The organism is Bauldia sp., from assembly GCF_965232525.1.
Classification (GTDB): domain Bacteria; phylum Pseudomonadota; class Alphaproteobacteria; order Rhizobiales; family Kaistiaceae; genus Bauldia.
The window spans coordinates 527,241-546,006 of record NZ_OZ246980.1 but is presented as its reverse complement, the minus strand read 5'-3'; the positions used below and the strand labels follow the sequence as shown (position 1 = coordinate 546,006).

General features: G+C 68.3%; 13 protein-coding genes and 1 pseudogene. 1 reads left to right on the top strand and 13 read right to left on the bottom strand.

Translation table 11 applies throughout. The annotated features are described in order from the left end of the window. Positions 1-202: 202 nt before the first annotated feature. The 13 genes and pseudogenes from ACO076_RS02535 to ACO076_RS02475 form a co-directional block, all read right to left on the bottom strand. A complete protein-coding gene (locus ACO076_RS02535) occupies positions 203-1,522 on the bottom strand; it encodes a bifunctional folylpolyglutamate synthase/dihydrofolate synthase (protein ID WP_421726653.1) in 1,320 nt (439 codons plus the stop codon). Beyond that, positions 1,523-2,471, bottom strand: a pseudogene (gene accD / locus ACO076_RS02530) (acetyl-CoA carboxylase, carboxyltransferase subunit beta); the annotation flags it as partial. Positions 2,472-2,486: 15 nt separating this feature from the next. Next, the gene (gene trpA, locus ACO076_RS02525) at positions 2,487-3,326 is read right to left on the bottom strand and encodes a tryptophan synthase subunit alpha (protein WP_421725167.1); all 840 of its coding nucleotides are present in this window, start codon (positions 3,324-3,326) and stop codon (positions 2,487-2,489) included. Continuing rightward, a complete protein-coding gene (gene cutA / locus ACO076_RS02520) occupies positions 3,323-3,643 on the bottom strand; it encodes a divalent-cation tolerance protein CutA (protein WP_421725166.1) in 321 nt (106 codons plus the stop codon). The genes trpA and cutA overlap by 4 nt, the downstream gene beginning before the upstream one ends. A gap of 9 nt (positions 3,644-3,652) precedes the next feature. Next, on the bottom strand, positions 3,653-4,873 hold the full coding sequence (trpB, locus tag ACO076_RS02515; protein WP_421725165.1) for a tryptophan synthase subunit beta: 1,221 nt from the start codon (positions 4,871-4,873) through the stop codon (positions 3,653-3,655). Then, complete coding sequence (locus ACO076_RS02510) at positions 4,870-5,544, bottom strand: phosphoribosylanthranilate isomerase (protein ID WP_421725164.1); 675 nt, start codon at positions 5,542-5,544, stop codon at positions 4,870-4,872. Before ACO076_RS02510 ends, trpB begins: the two co-directional genes overlap by 4 nt. 108 nt (positions 5,545-5,652) lie before the next feature. Next, entirely contained in the window at positions 5,653-5,979 is a 327-nt protein-coding gene (gene trxA / locus ACO076_RS02505; protein WP_421725163.1) for a thioredoxin, read from the bottom strand. A 102-nt stretch (positions 5,980-6,081) separates the two neighbouring features. Then, positions 6,082-9,582 (bottom strand): double-strand break repair helicase AddA, encoded by a 3,501-nt coding sequence (gene addA, locus ACO076_RS02500; RefSeq protein WP_421725162.1) that lies wholly within the window; start codon positions 9,580-9,582, stop codon positions 6,082-6,084. Next, positions 9,558-12,713 (bottom strand): double-strand break repair protein AddB, encoded by a 3,156-nt coding sequence (gene addB / locus ACO076_RS02495; protein WP_421725161.1) that lies wholly within the window; start codon positions 12,711-12,713, stop codon positions 9,558-9,560. Before addB ends, addA begins: the two co-directional genes overlap by 25 nt. A 7-nt stretch (positions 12,714-12,720) precedes the next feature. Further along, positions 12,721-13,476: a nucleotidyltransferase family protein gene (locus ACO076_RS02490; protein ID WP_421725160.1), complete on the bottom strand. Its 756-nt coding sequence runs from the start codon at positions 13,474-13,476 to the stop codon at positions 12,721-12,723. Next, on the bottom strand, positions 13,473-14,939 hold the full coding sequence (gene tsaE / locus ACO076_RS02485) for a tRNA (adenosine(37)-N6)-threonylcarbamoyltransferase complex ATPase subunit type 1 TsaE (protein ID WP_421725159.1): 1,467 nt from the start codon (positions 14,937-14,939) through the stop codon (positions 13,473-13,475). The genes ACO076_RS02490 and tsaE overlap by 4 nt, the downstream gene beginning before the upstream one ends. Positions 14,940-14,960: 21 nt before the next feature. Next, positions 14,961-17,426, bottom strand: coding sequence for an ATP-binding protein (locus ACO076_RS02480; RefSeq protein ID WP_421725158.1), 2,466 nt, complete (start codon positions 17,424-17,426; stop codon positions 14,961-14,963). Between the two features lie 237 nt (positions 17,427-17,663). Beyond that, entirely contained in the window at positions 17,664-18,251 is a 588-nt protein-coding gene (locus ACO076_RS02475; protein WP_421725157.1) for a TetR/AcrR family transcriptional regulator, read from the bottom strand. A gap of 66 nt (positions 18,252-18,317) precedes the next feature. Between ACO076_RS02475 and ACO076_RS02470 the strand changes: the two genes are divergently transcribed. Continuing rightward, positions 18,318-18,734, top strand: a complete 417-nt coding sequence (locus ACO076_RS02470; RefSeq protein ID WP_421725156.1) for a VOC family protein — start codon at positions 18,318-18,320, stop codon at positions 18,732-18,734. Positions 18,735-18,766 lie beyond the last annotated feature (32 nt).

The window sequence follows — 18,766 nt, the reverse complement described above, 5'->3', positions numbered from 1 at the left end:
CCTCTGGCTTGACCAGAGGACCCGCTATCGCCGGTGCGCGGTTGGTCAATGAAGCGCCAAGGCCGGCATCACGATCTTCATCGGAGCAACGGTTTCGATGGGTCCTCTGGTCAAGCCAGAGGACGACGCAGGGGCGGGTGGAAACGGTTGGCGCGAACCGGGATCGCCGCAAAGAGGGGAAGGGGCTTCGACAGAGAGACCGCTAACGGGGCGGCGTGCCGTTGTCGGACAGCGTCGCGCCGGCGAGATAAAGCGACCCGCAGATCAGGATTCGCGGTGATCCGTCGCCGTCGACTTCCTCGGCGATGCGGTCGAGGGCGTCGGCGACGTTGTCCGACGGCTCGGTCGATAGGCCGACTTCGCCGGCGATTGCCGCGAGTTCCACCGGATCGCGGCCAGCGGCCGAATGAGGAACCGGCACGGTGTAAACGCGCCGCACCAGGCCGGCGAACGGCTGAAAGAAGCCGACCGGGTCCTTGGTATTGAGCATGCCGGCGATCAGATAAAGTGGCCGCGGCACGCGCTCCTCGAGATCGGCCATCGCCTCGGCGATGACCACCCCGGCGCCGGGATTATGGCCGCCGTCGAGCCACAGTTCGCTGCCCGCCGGCGCCCGGCCGACCAGCGCACCCTCGGTCAACCGCTGCAGCCGCGCCGGCCACTCGACCTTGAGAAGCCCCGCCTCGATCGACGGGGCGTCGATCTCGAAGCCTGACCGGCGGAGCGCGGCAATCGCGGTGCCGGCATTGGTGTACTGGTGGCGGCCGACCAGGCGCGGGCTCGGCAGGTCGAGCAGCCCGTCTTCGTCCTGGTAGACCAGCCGGCCCCGCTCGGGCGCGGCAACCCAGTCCTGATTGGCGACGAAGAGCGGGGCGCCGACCTCGATGGCGCGATCTTCGATGACGGCCAGCGCATCCGGGGCCTGGGGCGCGACCACCGCGGGGCGGCCGGGCTTCAGGATTCCGGCCTTCTCGGCGGCAATGCCGGGGACCGTATCGCCGAGGAACTTCTCGTGATCGACCGAGACCGAGGTGATGACCGTCGCGCGCGGGCGGTCGATGACATTGGTGGCGTCGAGCCGGCCACCAAGGCCGACCTCGAGCAGCAGTGCGTCGGCGGGATGGCGAGCGAACAGGACCAGCGCCGCGGTCGTGGTGATCTCGAACTGGGTGATCGGCCGGTCGGCGTTGGCGCGTTCGACTTCGATCAGCGTGTCGGCGAGCAAATCATCATCGACGAAGCTGCCCCGGCCGGGCTGGCCGATCCGGATGCGCTCGGCGAAGCGAACGAGATGCGGCGAGGTATAGACGTGGACGCTGTGTCCCGAGGCCTCCAGCATCGCGCGCATGAACGCGGTGGTCGATCCCTTGCCGTTGGTGCCGGCGACGTGGATCACCGGCGGGAGCTGCCGCTGCGGATGCCCGAGATCGGCGAGCAAGTCCTCGATCCGGCCAAGCGACAGGTCGATCTCGCGCGGATGCAGGCGGAGCAGCCGCTCCAGTATGGCGTTCAGGCGGTCCATCGTCGGTGCGTGTGGTTCAGGCGGCGTCGGCCTCGGCTTCTTCGGCTGCCGGCTGCTCCTCGGTCTCCGGCTCCTCGTCCGGCTCGGTGACGTCCGGCTCCGGACCCGCGCCGAGCAGGATGCAGAGCCGCGCGATCGTTGACCTGAGTTCGTGACGGTGGACGACCATGTCGACCATACCGTGGTCGCGCAGATATTCGGCCCGCTGGAAGCCATCTGGCAGCTTCTCGCGGATCGTCTGTTCGATCACCCGCGGCCCGGCGAAGCCGATCAGCGCACCGGGCTCGGCGAGGTGGATATCGCCGAGCATCGCATAGGAAGCGGTGACGCCGCCGGTTGTCGGATTGGTGAGAACGACGATGTAGGGCAGGCCCACCTCGCGGAACTCCTCGACGGCGACGGTGGTGCGCGGCAATTGCATCAGCGCCAGCACGCCTTCCTGCATGCGGGCGCCGCCCGACGCGGCGAACAGCACAAATGGCTTTTCCCGGTCGCGCGCCGCGCGGAGCGCGGTGATCACCGCCTCGCCGGCCGCCATGCCCAGCGTGCCGCCCATGAAGTTGAAATCCTGGACCGCTGCGACAACCGGCACGGATTCGACCGTGCCGGCGCCGACGGTCACCGCGTCGGTCATTTCGGTCTTGGCACGGGCGTCGCGCAGCCGGTCGGTGTAACGACGCTCGTCGCGAAATCTGAGCGGATCGGCCGGGACATCGGGGGTCGGGATCGTCTCCCAGGTGGCGTCGTCGAAGAAATGCTGGAACCGCTGCTTGCCGGTCATCCGCATGTGGAAGCCGGAGCCGGGCACGACGAAATGGTTGGCCTCCAGATCGCGGTGGAAAACCATCTCGCCCGTTTCCGGGCATTTGATCCACAGATTCTCCGGTACCTCCCGCTTGGCGAGGAGGTTCCTGATCTTCGGTCGAACGACGTTACTGATCCAGCTCACAGCGTTTACCCATCCTCATTCCGCCGCGACGGCGCGGGCGCTTCGCACGCCGGCGGCAAGTTCGCCCACCAGCCGGGACACCGCCGGCACCGTTTCGCCGGTGGCGCGGCCGTCGGCGTCGAGCGAATCGCGCACCGCGTTGACCAGCGCGGAACCGACCACCACACCGTCGGCGGTCCGGCCGATCGCGGCGGCCTGTTCGGCGGTCCGAACGCCGAATCCCACGGCGACCGGTAATATGGTGTGCCGTTTGATCCGTGTCACGGCCTCCGCGACACGAGCGGTATCCGGGGCGGCCGTGCCGGTTATGCCCAGAATCGAGACGTAGTAGACGAATCCTGAGGTATTGGCGAGAACGGCGGGGAGACGCCGGTCGTCGGTGGTTGGCGCCGCCAGGCGGATGAAGGCGATACCGCGCTCCACCGCCGGCAGGCATAGCTCGTCATCGGCCTCGGGCGGCAGGTCGACGATGATCAGACCGTCGACACCGGCAGCCTTGGCGTCGTCGAGGAAGCGCTGCGGCCCCCAGGAATAGATCGGGTTGTAGTAGCCCATCAGGATGATCGGCGTGTCATCGTCATCGGCGCGAAAGGCGCGGACCATGTCGAGGGTCTTGGCCATGGTCTGGCCGGCTTTCAGCGCGCGCTGGCCCGAGGCCTGAATCGCCGGTCCGTCGGCCATCGGGTCGGAGAACGGCATCCCCAGTTCGATGAGATCGGCGCCGGCGGCCGGCATGGCGCGGGCGATCTCGAGCGACGTCATGGCATCGGGATCGCCGGCGGTGACAAAGCACACCAGCGCCGGGCGATCTTGCGCCGCGAGTGCCGCGAACTTGCGGTCAATACGGCTGCTCATGGTGCGCCTGCGTCGGTCACGTCGGCGACCCAGTCGTCGTAGGTCTGATTCGCGTCGATCGGCTTGTGCACCACGATGCCCGGGGTCCGGTACGGGTGCGCCCCCTCTATGAAGCCGACCAGGGCATCGGCCGCGGTTTCGGACGTCTTGAACACGACCCGAACCTCGTCGGCGGACCGGACCGAACCCTCCCACCAATAGTGGGAGCGAACGCCGGGAAGGAGATTGGCCGCCGCCGCCAGGCGTTTTTCGACGGCGGTGCGGGCGACGGACGTTGCATCGCCGTCAGCCGGGAAATTGACGTGAACCTCGATCATCCGTCTGCCTCAGGCGATGTCCATGCCGAGGTGTTCGGCGACGGCGAAGATGTCCTTGTCGCCGCGGCCGCAGAGATTCATGACGATGATCTGATCCCTGTCCATCTGCGGCGCCAGCTTGATCACATGGGCCAGCGCATGGGCCGGTTCCAGCGCCGGGATGATCCCTTCGACCCGAGTCAGCAGCTGAAACGCCGATAGCGCCTCCTGGTCGGTCGCCGGGACGTAGGTGACCCGGCCGGTATCGCGCAGCCAGGCGTGCTCCGGTCCGACGCCGGGATAGTCGAGGCCGGCAGAAATCGAGTGGCCTTCGCGGATCTGCCCGTCGCCGTCCTGCAGCAGGTAGGTGCGGTTGCCGTGGAGCACGCCAGGGCGACCGCCGTTCATCGAGGCGGCGTGGCCGTTGACATCGTCGAGCCCGTGGCCGCCCGCCTCGACGCCGTAGATGGCGACGTCGGCATCGTCGAGGAACGGATGGAACAGACCGATGGCGTTGGAGCCGCCGCCGATGCAGGCGACGAGCGCGTCCGGCATCCGGCCTTCGGCGGCCTGGATCTGCTCGCGCGTCTCGATGCCGATCACCGACTGAAAGTCGCGCACCATTTCGGGATAGGGGTGCGGGCCGGCGGCAGTGCCGATCAGGTAATAGGTGTCCTCGACGTTGGTCACCCAGTCGCGTAGCGCCTCGTTCATCGCATCCTTGAGGGTCGCGTTACCGGCCGAGACCGGCTTCAACTCGGCGCCGAGCAGCTTCATCCGAAAGACGTTGGGCTTCTGCCGTTCCACATCGGTCGCGCCCATGTAGACGACGCAGGGCAGGCCGAAACGGGCGGCGACGGTGGCGACGGCGACGCCGTGCTGTCCGGCGCCAGTTTCGGCGATGATCCGGGTCTTGCCCATCCGCTGGGCCAGCAGAATCTGGCCGAGGCAGTTGTTGATCTTGTGGCTGCCGGTGTGGTTGAGCTCGTCGCGCTTGAAGTAGATTTTTGCGCCGCCAAGTTCGGCGGTCAGCCGCTCGGCGAAGTAAAGCGGGCTCGGCCGGCCGGCATAGTGCGCGTTCAGCCCGTCGAGCTCGGTCCGGAAGTTCGGATCCGCGTTGGCGTCGCTATACGCCCGTTCGAGCTCCAGGATGAGCGGCATCAGGGTCTCGGCGACGAACCGGCCGCCATAGAGGCCGAAGAAGCCACGGTCGTCGGGACCGGCGCGGAAGGTGTTGGGCTGGACGGTCATGACGCCAGCCGCTCCGCATCCGCGGCTCCCGCGGCGTCTCGAGCCGCCGCGACGAACCGCCGGATCAGCGTCGCGTCCTTCCGGCCGGGTGCGGTCTCGACGCCAGAGGAGACGTCGACACCAGGGGCGCCGGTCATGCGGATTGCTTCCGCGACATTGTCCGGATCGAGCCCGCCGGAAAGCATCCACGGGACGGTTGGCGCGAAGCCGTCGAGGATCGTCCAGTCGAAGGCGACGCCAAGACCACCGGGTCGGTCGGCATCCTTGGGCGGTTTAGCGTCGAGGAGAAGGGCATCGGCGACATCGGCGTATGCGCTAGCCTTAGTGAGATCGGCATGATCGCGGATGCCCACCGCCTTCATCACCTTCTGGGGGAACCGCTCGCGAATCTCGGCGACCCGCTCCACCGATTCGCGACTGTGGAGTTGCAGCCAGTCCGGTTCGACCGCGTCAACGATCGCCGCCAGGTCGGCGTCATCCATGTCAACGGTCACCGCGACGCTTTCCGCCCGGCCGGCGAGATGGCGCCTCAACGCCACCGCTTGCTCGATCGTTACGGCGCGCGGGCTCCGCTCGAAGAACATGAAACCGACCATGTCGGCGCCGGCATTAGCCGCGGCGTCGATCGTGTCGGGGGTGCTGAGACCGCAGATTTTGACGATCAGGCTCATGCGCGACGATGTGGCATGAATGCCCGGCCGAGTCCATGATAAGTGGACCGCCGAAAGCTAAAGGCCGCGCCCCGGGGACGCGGCCTCAATGGGATTGATTCAGGCCGCTCAGGCGGCGATCGACTGGGAAATCCAGTCCGACAGCTTCTGCTTTGGCACGGCGCCGACCTGCATGGCCGTCGGCTCGCCGCCCTTGAACAGAATCAGCGTCGGAATCGAGCGAACACCGTAGCGCATCATGATGTCCGGGTTCTCGTCGACGTTGAGCTTGGCGATCTTCACCTTGCCCTGCATCTCCGATGCGATCTCTTCGAGCGCCGGGCCGATGAAACGGCAGGGGCCGCACCACTCGGCCCAGAAATCGACCACGACCGGCTCGGCGGCTCCGAGAACGTCGGTTTCGAAACTCGCATCGGTGACTGCAACGGAAGCCATGTCTGCCTCGATTCTGTGAGGATTGTTGGTGCTGTGTCGAGGCGAAGGTAGGTGTGGCCTACCGGAGCGTCAAGCCGATCGCCGCTGTCGCGGGCGCGGGGCTCACGCCTTCTCACGCGACCGTGCGACCACCGCCTTTGCGGCGTTCACGAGCATCTCGGAAGGAATTGCCATCAGCGCCGGGCGATCGGTCCACAGGATTGCGGCATCGATCCGCCTGGTGGGATAGAGACCTTTTAGGATCGCCGCGTAGAGTCCGAGCTGGATCACGTAATCGTGTGGCGCCTCCGCGAGGGTCTCCGGCGCCGGTTGATTGGTCTTGTAGTCGACGATCAGCACGCGCTCGTCATCCACCACCATGCGGTCGATTCGACCGGAGAGGCGCGCGTCGCCGATCGTCCCGGCGATCTCGACCTCGGGGCGGCTTCCAGGAGCGAAGACCGGTGCAAACGTTGGATCGTCGAGAACCGCCAAGGTCTCGGCCACAAGTGCCTCGCGATCCGAGTCCGACCAGCTCTCGGCGGCTGTCGCGAGATATTTCTCGCCGGCAGCCTTCCGGTTTTCCGGCGCGAATTCCGGCAGTGATTCGAGCAGACGGTGGATCAGGCGCCCGCGTTCGGCGGCGTCCATCGTCGGCTCCTCGGCCGGGCGCCCACGTTTCTTCCCAGCCGTCGCCGGCGATGCGATCGCCGATGGCGTGATCCGACGCACCGACGACGGCGGCGGCGCTGGGGACGTTTCGATCCAGGCCGGACGTTGGGGCGCAAAGGTCATCGCCTCCTGCCTGCCCTTGGTCGGGATAGAGCGGGCCGCTGGCGCCCGCCATTCCAGGGTCACGCGACCCGCCGCGTCCTCATGCCTGGTGCACTCCGGTTCGAGCGCCGCCGTCACCAGCGCGTGCCAGCCTTTCCGCTGGTCGGTGGCGCGGGGCTTCATCGTCCCGCAGACGTAGAGCCGATCCCGCGCCCGGGTCATCGCCACGTAAAGGAGCCGTCGGTATTCGTCGTCGGCGTCCTCGCGCAGCGCCTTGACCCGCGCCTGGATCGCCTCCGGCATCGCCTTGAAATTGCGCATCCAGACCAGCGGCCCGCCGTTTTCGGCCTTGTCGTCGTCGAGCGCGATCACGCGCGGATCGTGGTTGGGGTGAACCGGCATGGCGCCGGTATCGACCAGAAAGACGATATCCGCCTCCAGCCCTTTGGCGCCGTGGACAGTCATCACCCGCACCTCGTCACGGATGGTATCCGTGTCGCGACGAATCTGGGTTTCCGACGCGTCGAGCCAGGCGAGGAAACCTTCGAGCGAGGGCGTGTGGGTCTTCTCGTAGGCGAGCGCCTGGGCGAGGTACTCGTCGAGGACGTCCTCGGCCTCGGATCCCAGTCGGCGGAGAAACTGGCGGCGGCCGTGCGTCTTGTCGGCCAGAATTTCGGCGTAGAAAGTGTAAGGATCGCGGGTGTCGGCGCGGCTCCGCCAGGTCTCGAGGCGGTCGCGGGCGTCGGCGAACACGCCGCCCTCCGATCGCGCGGCTTCCCTTAGCGCCTGCCAGAGGCTCCGGCGGCCGCGACCGTGGGCGATCGCAAAGAGCTGATCTTCGTCAAGGCCGATCAGCGGGCTCTTTAGCACTGCCGCCAGCGACAGGTCGTCCTCCGGCAGGAGCATCACCCGGCCGAGCGCCATCAGGTCCATCACCGCGATGTGTTCGGTCAGCATCAGTCGGTCGGCGCCGGCGATCGGGATACGGCGGGTCTTCAGCGCGCGGTTGATCGCGTCGGTCTGGGCGCCACGGGTTCGGGTCAGGATCAGGATGCCGCCCGGTCGGATCGGCGCGCCGCCTTCGACCAGCGGCTCCTCGCGATGGAGCCAGCCGGTGATGGTCTCGGCGATCCGGTCGGCAAGCTGAACCTCGGGGCTGTCGTCGCCGAGGTGGTCGACCGGGCTGGTCCAGTCGGCCGGTTCCGGCTTCTCCGGTGGTTCGATCATCGGCCACACGATCACCTGGCCCGGTACGTTGACTCGCGCCGCATCGTGCTGGGGCGGCTCCATGTCGCTCGACAGGCCGCGATAGGCGGTTTCGCTGGCGAATACCGTGTCGACCGCAGCAAGCACGGTCCCGGTGGAGCGGAACGACAGGTGCAGCGCCGGGTCGGTCCAGGCCAGACCGGCTGAGCGGGCACGCCCGCCGAGGTCGTCCCGCATCCGCGCGAACCACGCCGGCACGGCGCCCTGGAAGGAGAAGATCGACTGTTTCTCGTCGCCGACCGCGAACAGTGTCCGCGACACCTCGCGCGCGCCCTCGCCGGCGAAGAACTCCTCGGCCAGGGCGGCGATCACATGCCATTGGGTCGGGCTGGTATCCTGCGCCTCGTCGACCAGGATGTGATCGAGGCCGCGATCGAGCTTGTAGTGGACCCACTGCGACGCCTTCGCGTCCTCCAAGAGCGTGGCGGTCTTCGCGATCAGGTCGTCGAAGTCGAGCACCCCGCGCGCCACCTTCGCCTTGTCGTATTCGCGGATCGCCGCGTCGGCGAGACTGAGGATGGCGGCGGTGGTCTCGTAGCACTCGGTCGCCGACAACCGGTCGAGCAGGTCGACCAGGCGTTCGCGTTCTTCCTCCAGCCAGTCCTCGAGGCCGGGGGAGTCGTTCTTGACCGCCTTGGTGACGAGGCTGCCGGCCGAGCGGACCTGACCGTCGGTTCGCTTCTTCCAGAACGCGAGGTATGCGTCGATGCGGACGTCTTCGGTGGTGGCGCCGACGATCGGCGACAGGCGCTCCGCCGCATCGCGGTCACGCGAACTGCCACTCGCCGCCAGTTTCTCGACCAGGCCTTCGAGCGCCTCGGCAAGGGCGCATTCGCCGAGGATGGCTTCGCGCAAGTCGGCGGAGGCGTCGGCTTCCGCCACCGCGAGCGCGTCGCGCAACTCGATCAGCGCCCGATCGAGCGATCCGGCCCGGTTGGTCCAGGCACGCAGCCGTTGGCGGTCGGCGATGAAGGCCCGGATGGCGAGGTCAACAATGAACTCGCTTGCCGCCGCCAGCGCCGTGGCGAGGGCCGAGCCGAGGGGACCGTCCGGGGCGCGGGCGGCCTCTGCCAGCATCCGCCGCCGCGCCTCGTCGACCAGCGCCGCGGCGTCGCGCTCGTCGAGCACCTCGAAATGACCGGCGACATTGGCCTCGAACGGAAACTGATGCAGCAGGCGCTCGCAGAAGGCGTGGATCGTCTGGATCTTGAGGCCGCCGGGGGTTTCCAGTGCTCGGGCGAACAGGCGGCGCGCTTCTGCCAGCTTGGCGGCGTCCGGCCGGCCGCCTTCGATGGCGCGGATTTCGCGGGCGAGCTTGGTGTCGGGCAGCGTCGTCCAGGCGCTCAGCCGGTCGAACACCCGCTTGGCCATCTCGGCCGCCGCGGCGCGGGTGAAGGTGAGGCAGAGGATCCGCCCCGGATCGTTGCCGGCAAGCAGCAGCCGGATGACCCGCTGCGCCAGCACATAGGTCTTGCCGGACCCGGCGTTGGCCGACACCCAGGCCGACGCATGCGGGTTCGAGGCGTCCCCTTGCGCCTTCGCGGTGGCCTTGTCGACGGCTATGGCTTGAGCGGCGGGAGCCAATCGAGGTCCTCCTCGCTCTCGACCAACGCCCACTCGCGAACGCGGGCAAGATGATCGTAGGGGCTTTCGAAGCGGGTGGTGAACATCGGTCGCGCCCGGCTGACGAAGCCGCGCTCCGGATCGTCATAGGCGGCGATCAGGGCCATGAACCGGGCGAGCGTCTCGTCGGCGACACGGTCGGCGGTCCAGCCTTCCTCGACGGCGGTGCGCAGCGGCCGGCCCCGCTCGACCTGGCCCAGCGCAATCCAGCCGAGATCGGCGATACTGCGACCGGCGAAGGTCGGGCCGAAGGCGCCGGCCCGGACCATCGCCGCTTCCAGGCCGAGCTGGGGGGCGAAGCCGACCAGCACGCGGCGCGCCGACGGCGGCGTCCCGGTCTTGTAGTCAAGCACCGCCAGCCGCCCATCGCCACGGAGATCGATCCGGTCGGCGCGGCCGCGGAGTGCAAACGGTCCCGCCGGCGCATCGGCCTCGAGCTCGCCGCTGATCTCGGCATGACGCTCGGCGATCTCCGGTTCGCGTCGCGCCTCCCAGTCGATCAGCCAGCGAGCGATGGCGCAGAAGCGGATCGACCAGATCGCCTGGACGTCGGGGAACGCGTCGATCTCGGCGAGGACGTCGACGCCGATCGCATTCAGTCGGGCCAGTGCTGCTGCGTCGAAATCGCCGTCCCAGGCTTCGGTGAAGCGGCCGAGCGCGTCGTGGATCAACGAGCCACGCAGCGCATAGTCCGGCGCCATCGCCAGCGGATCGAGCGGTTCCAAACGCAGGACATGCTTGGCGTAGACCGCGTAGGGATCGCGGACCAGCGTCTCGATCTCGGTGACCGACAATTGCCGCGGCCGGGCCGGAACCGAGGGCTTGGGATCGGGGCGGCGGACCGGCTCGGGTTGCTTGTCCCAGCGATCGAGGTCGCGGGCGAGCGCGACATAGGTCTGTCCGCGGTCGCGCGTCTTCGTTTCGGCCTCCGTGCCGATCAGGGCTCCGAGCCGTTGAAGCCAGCGGGACGCCACCGTCGGCGTGCCGCCCCGTTTCTCCGCCCGGGTCACCAGGACCTTCGGCGCGGCGAAGGCCTGGGCGAAGTCGTGGGCGGCGAGACCGATCCGGCGCTCCGGCGGTGGCAGGCCGATCTCGGCACGCATCGCCCGCGACAGCCATGGGTCGGTTCGAGTCTCCGCCGGCCAGACGCCTTCGTCCAATCCGCCGAGGATGAGCAGGTCGGCCGACTGCAGCCGCGCTTCCAGCGTTCCCCAGATGTGGATGCGGGGATCGGCCCCGGGGGGCGCGGTGACGGAGACGTCCGACAGCAGCGTCGCGATGAAGGCCGGCACCTCGGCCGGTGTGAGAGACAGCCGCGATGCCTCCGCCAGCCCTGTGAGGAGCGTTGTCGCCGGCTCCGACCCAGCGGCGTCGCGCCAATGGGCGTCGCCGTCCGGAGAGCCGACGGCGCCGTCGATCACTTCGAGCAACACCGTGGCCGCCTCGCCCGCACTGACCGTGTCTTGCGCCTTCAGGGCCTCGGCGGGCCGGCCGAGAACGATGCCCAGGGTTTCGGTCAACGCGGCGGCCAGGTCCCAGTCGTCGGCGGGAATGCGGCGGCGGGCCCGATGGACGTGACGGGCGGCGCCGGACTCGATCTCTTCCCGGGCGGCCTCCAGTGACGGTTTCAGTCCCGCCCAGCCATCGTGGGCGCGCCGACCGCGGAACAGGGCCAGCTCGAGGATTCGCGCCGCCCTGCGGCAATCGCTTCGGCTGAGTCCAAAGGCCGCCAACGGGTGTTTGAGCAGCGACAGGAGCGCGACCGGGTCGCCGTCGCTGACCAGCGCCTCCGCCAGCAGCCGGACGAACACACCCGCCGGCAGCAGGTCGAGGCGGGCGCCGGCGGAGTCGTCGATGGCGAGGTCCCAGCGGCGCAGCTCCGCCGCGACCCGGCGGGCGAGGGCGCGGTCCGGGGTGATCAGCGCGACCCGGGCGGTTTCCGCCTCCAGTGCTTCGCGGATCGCCAGCGCGATGGCGACCGCCTCTTCCTGTTCGTTGTGGGCGACGATCAGACCGACCCCGGCCATGGCATCGTCCACGGCCTCCGGCTCCGGGCCGGTGTCGCGGAATTGCGTCCAGTGATCGGTGGTTTCGGCCGGGCGCAGCGCCTGGGACGCCAGCCGCGCGCGGGTCACCAGCGGCGCCGGCATAGAGCCGAGGGGCAGAACATCGTCGCGGGTCACGCCGAGGGCGCCGATCAGTTGCTTCAGGCCGAACTGCGGATGGCCCTGGGTTTGGGCCGGGGTATCGATGCCGCCGATCGCCGCGAAGCCAGCGGTATCGAGATCACCGTCGAGGCCGGGGAGCACGACGGCGCCGGTCGGCAGCATTGCGATCGTCTTCAGCAGCGCCGCGGTGGCCGGGATCGTTCCGGTCGAACCGGCGGCGATGATCGGACCCGTCGGCGGCGATCGCTCAAGCCGCGCCGCCTCCGCCCGGATCAACAGATCGCGCCGGGCGGCGGGATCGACCTTGCCACGCTCGGAGAGGTAAGCGGGCCATGACTCGAAGGCGATCTTCAGGAACTCGAGCGTGACCTGAAAGTATTCAGCATGGTCCTCCGGGGCGAGTCCACGGATCGCCGCCCAATCGACGCCCGCGGTTTCGACGTCGTCCATCAGCCGGGCGAGATCGGCCGCGAGCCGGGTCGCGTCGGCCGCCGACGCCGGTATCTGCAACGCATCGCCGGCCGCCGTCGTGCCGCCCGCTTCGCGCAACCGGCGTCCCCAGGCGAGCACCAGTTCGGTCAGCGCCAAGCGGCGCTGCAGGCGGTCGATGGCCGGCGGGGTGACCAGCCGGTCGCCGAGCGTCTCGGCGGACGGATCGAGCAGGTGGTCCTCTTCGCTGGTGTCGCCGATTGGCCGGATGGTCGGCAGGATCACCGCCTTGCCGCCGAGGCGCTCGACCAGCGTTTCCCTCAGCGCCCGCACCGCGCGGCGGGTGGGGAGAAGGATCGTGGTGTCAGCCAGCGCCAGCGGGTCTCCGGCGCGTTCCGGGTCAGGGGCGAAGGGTCCGGTGGTGACCGCTTCGGCCAGGACATCGAGGAACGGCGCGCCGGCGGGAATCGAATAGACCTTGGGATGCGCCGGCATCGGTCCGTCAGGCAGCGCTGTCGGCGATGGTCAGTTCCGCCTCGGCGACGGCGTCCGGCGTGCCGACATGGAGCCACAGCCCGTCCATGCGCACGCCGTAGAGACGTTCGGCGTCGATTGCCTTGTCGAACAGGAGGTTCAGGGAAAAGGCACCAGACGGGCAGCCATCGAACAGACGGGGATGGAGGATCGCCGCGCCGGCATAGGCGAACGGCGCGACCTCGCGTTCGGGACGGCGCTTCAGGGCGCCGTTCGGGTCCATGCGGAAGTCGCCGCGGCCGCGGTAGCCGATCGCCCGGACGGTAGGTGCGAGCAGCAACAGCGCATCCATCTCAGCGTCGTTCCAGCTTGCGGCGAGCCAGCGGAGATTGGGCAGGGCCCCCTCGACCCAGAACGAGTCCGAATTCATCAGATAGAACGGCTCGGTGCCAAGCTCCGGCAGTGTCTTGACGATGCCGCCGCCGGTATCGAGCAAGCCGTCCCGTTCGTCGGAAATGACGATCGTCGGCGACTGGCGGTGGGCGAGATGGGCTTCGACCAGCGTCGGCAGATAATGAACGTTGACGACGGCGGTTTCGACGCCGGCGACCTGCAACGCATCGAGCGCGTGATCGATCAGCGCGCGGCCGGCGACCTCGATCAGCGGCTTCGGCACGGTCGCCGTCAACGGGCGCATGCGCTTGCCGATGCCGGCGGCGAGAACCATGGCGCGGCGGGGCCGTTGGAATGTCGACACGGGTGCGTCCGCTCCAGCCGATGTCATGACGGCAGATATTTTCGACACCATTGCGCGTAGCCGGAGAGCGCCGGATGGGCAAGGGCTCGGGCGAGATATTCACGGAGTCTCGGGATATGCCTGAGATATCCGGTGCGGCCGTCGCGATCGGCCAGCCGGGCGAACACGCCGAGGTTCTTGCTGGTGCGCTCGGCCGCCAGGATGGCGTAAGCCTCCAGGAACCCGTCCTCGTCGAACTCCCGGGTGCGTCGGCGGTGGGCGAGGTAGCGGTCGCGCAACGCGGTTTCGAGCGCGGGCGGAGCTGTCACACGCATGTCCTGACAGAGCGACGCCACATCGAAGGCGGTCGGGCCGACGAACATGTCCTGGAAATCGAGCAACCCCACGCGGGCGATGCCCGTCCGCTCGCTGAGCCAGGGCAGGTTCGGGGATTGGACATCGAAGAGCGTCCAATTCTGCTCCGCGCCGACGAGCCGCTCGAACAAGCCTGCCCATAGTCGATAGAACGACTCCACCGCTTCGGGAGCGGGCGGCGCCCCGGTGATGTGCGGCAGGTACCAGCGGACGAACAGGTCGAGCTCCGCGGTCATGGCCTCGCCGTTCAGCATGGGGAGCCGATGCTGCCGGCCATCGCCGATCGGCAGGGAGCCCGGTCGCGGGGCAGCGTGGAGGTCGGCCAGGAGGTCGACGGCGCAGGCGTAGCGGTCCGGGTCCGGCGTGCCGTCGGGGGCGACGGTGTCGGTTCCCAGGTCCTCAAGCAGAAGCAGGCCGGCGTCGAGATCGGCCGCGTAGATGTCGGGGGCGCTGAAACCGGCGTCGCGGAGCGCCCGGTCGACCGCGACGAAGGCGCCGACATCCTTTGCCCGGAAGGCGGCGCGGATGTCGTCGCTCGATGGTTCGCGTGGCGGCCAGTCCATCAGGACGCTGGTTTGTCCGGTACGATCGACTACCCGCTCGTACACCCGGGTCGAGGCGTCGCCCTGGAGGTATTGGCGGGCGGCGTCGGGCCGGCCTGATCGCTCCAGAAACTGCCGCACCTCACGGCTGCGCGCGAAGCGCCGGACCTTGTCGGCGGTCCCGGACACTGTCGCCCGGCGGCCGTCTCCGGCGATCTCCAGTGCAATGTCGAGGCGGTCGTCCGGCAAGTCGGCCCGCTCGGGCCACTCCACCAGCACCGCGCCCTCGGCGAGCGCCTCCTCGAAACCGAGTTCGGTCAACTCGTCGGGGCTGGCGAGGCGGTAGAGATCGAAATGGATCACCGGCACCCGGCCGTCGGCATAATGCTGCGCCAGGGTGAAGGTCGGGCTTGGGACCTCCAGACCGGGATCGTCGGCGAGGGACCGGATCACGGTGCGGGCGAGCGTGGTCTTGCCGACGCCGAGGCCGCCACCGAGGGCGATCAGGTCACCGGGCATGAGCCGCGCCGCCAGATCTTCAGCGAAGATGATCGTCGCCGCCTCGTCGGCGAGGGTGATGGGCGGGAGGCGCACGGTCGACGGGTCCGCTGTCTGCTACTCGGCCGCGACGGCGATCCCGGGACGGGCCGGCAGCCGGACGGTGACGCGCGATCCTCTGTCGGGCTCGGACTGGATCGCCACCGAGCCACCGTGCAGTTCGACGAAGCTCTTGACGATCGCCAGCCCCAGGCCGGCGCCGCCGCGGGCCGCGCCCTGGGGCATGCTGGCGAAACGGTCGAAGGCGGCCTCGACGAAGTCGGCGGGAATGCCGGGTCCCTCGTCGGCGACGACGAAGTCGATCGAGCCGCCCTCGCGCCGTACGTTCAGCCGAACCGATGCATCCTGCGGCGAGAATTCGACCGCGTTGGCGAGCAAATTGAACAGAATCTGGCGCAGGCGCGTTTCGTCGGCGATGAAGCCGCCGATGTTCGGCGGAATATCCGTCTCGATGGTGACCCGGGACTCCTGGACCCGGTCCTGCAAACCTTCGATGGTGGCAGCGACCACGGCGGCGACGTCCACGGGACCCAGGTCGAGTTCCATGATCCCGGCATCGATGGTGGCGAGGTCGAGGATGTCGTTGACGATCGCCATCAGCGTCCCGCCGGACGCACGAATATAACCGACATACTCCTCCTGCCGGTCATTCAACGGCCCGACCGTGTCGCTGGCCAGCAGTTCGGTGAAACCGATGATGTTGGTGAGCGGCGAGCGAAGTTCATAGGAAACATGATGAACGAACGCGTTCTTCAGCGTATCGGCCGCTTCCAGCGCTTCGTTGCGCTCCACCAGCGCGCGTTCGACGCGGACGGAATCGGTGACATCGACGAAGGTCACCATGGTCTGGCCGCCGGGCAGCGGCCCGGTCGCGTAATCAACGATCCGAGCGTCGGCCCGCTCCATCCGCCCGCCAAAGCCGCGCCGGGCCTCGTCGAGGCCGGCAACGCCGGCGGTGAACCGCTCCCATTCGGCATCGTCGTCGTTCGGTTGGCGGCACGCTGCGATGACATCGGAGACATGCGGGCCGCCAGCGAGCAGGTCGGGATCGAGCCCGAGGATGTCGCGGAACGCCGGATTGTGGAGGCGGAGCTTGCCGTCCGATCCGAACACCGCGACGCCTTCGCCGAGGTGGTCGAGGGTCTCGCCCTGAACGCGGATCAGGGCGTTGTAACGGCTCTCCAGATCGAGATGCTCGGTCATATTCTCGTAGACCCAGGTCATGCCACCCTGAGGATTAGGGTTGGCGATGACACGGAGCGTCTGCTCGTCCGGCAGGTGCCAGATGCGTTCCCGGGTCTCGTTGGATCCGTAAGCCGATAGGTGGTCGGTGCGCCAGCTCTTGTAGTCCGCCTGCTCGGGCAGTTTCCGCTCGGCGCGGAGCCGGTCGAGGATCGCGGTCTCCTCCGGTGCGGATTCGAGGAAGCCCGGGTCGAGATCGAACAGGCTGCGGTAGGCGGCGTTGCATGACTTGAGCCGCTTGTCGGCGCCGAAGATGGCGACCGCGGTGGTCAGCTGATCGAGGGTTCGGGCGTGGAAATCGATCTCGCGGCGCAGGGCGGCTTCGGCGGCTTCGGCGGCGGTCACGTCGACGGCAATCCCACCGCTGCCGTTGGCGGTGGTGACGGCCGCGACGTCGTAGATACACCGCGTGCCGTCGACGATCGCCGGCAGTGTCTTGTGGATGACGCCGGTGTCGTCGCGACTTGCTTCGATGTCGCGCCGGCCGGTCGCATCGAACAGTTCGAGGCCGCGGGCGATCGCATCGCCTTCGTCGGCCGCGGCCACCGCCGCCGCATACGCGGCGTTCACCCAGGTCAGGTGTCCGCCTTCGTCGCGCAGCCAGATCGGCATGGTCGCGATCGCGAACATGGTGCGCATCGCTTCGACTTCGGCCTCGAGCAGATCGTGGCGCGCCGCGGTCTCGGCGCGAACGAGCTGATCGCCGGACAGGTCGCGGAACCGGACGATCGCCGCGACGCCGCCGGTGCTGCCGTGCGCATCGATCAGCCGGCCCGAGCGGCTGACGATGGTCAGATCAAACGCCTCGCCGCCATGGCGCAGGCGGTCGACGGCCTGGTCGAGGCGGGCCGCCGATTCCGGCTGCAACCAGGTGCCAAAGGCGAGGAAACCGGCCCGCTCGCGCGGCGCGCCGGTCGCGTCCGGCAGCGTGCCGGTCATCATCGGCGCGTCCTGTTTCGGTGACCAGGCGATCAGCGCTTCGTCGTCACGGTCGGCGATCGCTTCCGCTGCGTCCAGGGTGGCACGTAGATCGGCGACCTGAAGGCGGAGCGCGGCGTTCTCCGCTTCGGCCCGGTTGCGGGCGCGCAGGAACGCCGTAGCGCTGACAGCCGCGAAGGCCACCGTTCCAAACAGGATGGCGAGGAAGACGACGTCGGCGGCGGTAAAGGGATCCGCCCAGGACGGTGGCGCGGGCGCGGCGACCGCCTCGCTTAGCGCCCAGCCACAGGCGGTGCAAAGACCGGCGCCGAACGCGACCGCTCTTCCACCGGTTCCGAGCATGCCAATCGTCCCTTCCGGCGGGCTCCCGCGGCACAAGAGGAAAGCCGCCCCTGATCGCTGGCGAGGCAAAGACGCCCTCGCGAATCACCGCACTGTAACGGCTGACGGAATCCGCTGTGAAGCGCCGCCGGGAAAAAAAGCGAACGGCGTGATCGAGATCGTTTTCGGATCGAGTCCCGGGCGACGGGCAAGCATTGCTGACGCGATCGTCCGCGGGTCGGACGATGCGTGCCGCGCCTACGGGATCAAACCGCGCATCACGGTTTCGAGCGCGCGCTTATAGGGCTCGGGCTCGGCGCCGGTCGCGATCGCCAGCGCCGCGCGGTCGAACATCGCCGACAACAGATCGGCGACCGCCTCGACCGGAATCGTTGCGCCCGCATCGTCGGCACGTTTACGCAAGCCCTCGATCAGGGTCGCCGCGTCGGTACGCGCGCTGATGTCGCGCACGGTCGTGTGGCCGAGGACCGCCGGTCCCTCGATCAGCATCAGTTGCGCGCGGCCGGGCGCCGCCATGGCGTCGAAGTAGGCGGTCGCGCCGGCGATCAGCGCGTCGATAGAGGCATCATCCCCCGCGGTGCTGGTGTCGATCTTGTCGGCGACGGCCACCGCCTCCGCTTCGACCACGGCGCGGAACAGAGCCGCCTTGTCTTCGAAGTGATGATAGAGCGCGCCGCGGGTCACACCGGCCGTCTTGACTATGTCGGGCGTCGCCGTCCCGGCGTAGCCCTCAGCGACGAACAGCGCACGCGCAGCCGCGATCAGGGCTGCCCTGGTTTCCTCGGTCCGCTCCGCGTTCGACCGTCGTCCACCTTTCGCTTGCATACATACAGCCTGCATGTTAATTACATACACACTGAATGTATCTGATGCTTAAGGAGAGCGAAAGCCATGAAATGCACCCAGTTTTATCCGGTCATCATGACCGAAAAGGTCAAGGAAACCGCTGATTTTTACCGTGCCCACTTCCGGTTTGCGCCGACGTTCGAGAGCGACTGGTACGTTCACCTGCAGTCGACGGAAGACCCGAGCGTCAACATCGCGATCCTCGACGGCGATCACGAAACCATCCCGAAATCGGGGCGTGGCCGCGTGTCAGGGCTGGTGCTGAACTTCGAGGTCGATGATGTCGACGCGGTTCACGCCGAGGTCACGGCGAAGGACCTGCCCATCCTGCTTCCCCTCCGCGACGAACCGTTCGGCCAGCGGCATTTCATCACCCGGGATCCGAACGGCACTCTCATCGACGTGATCACACCGATCCCACCGAGCGCGGAGTTTCAGAAGCAGTACATTGAGACGGCGTGACCGCAACCGCCGTTTCCCATCGCCGACCACAG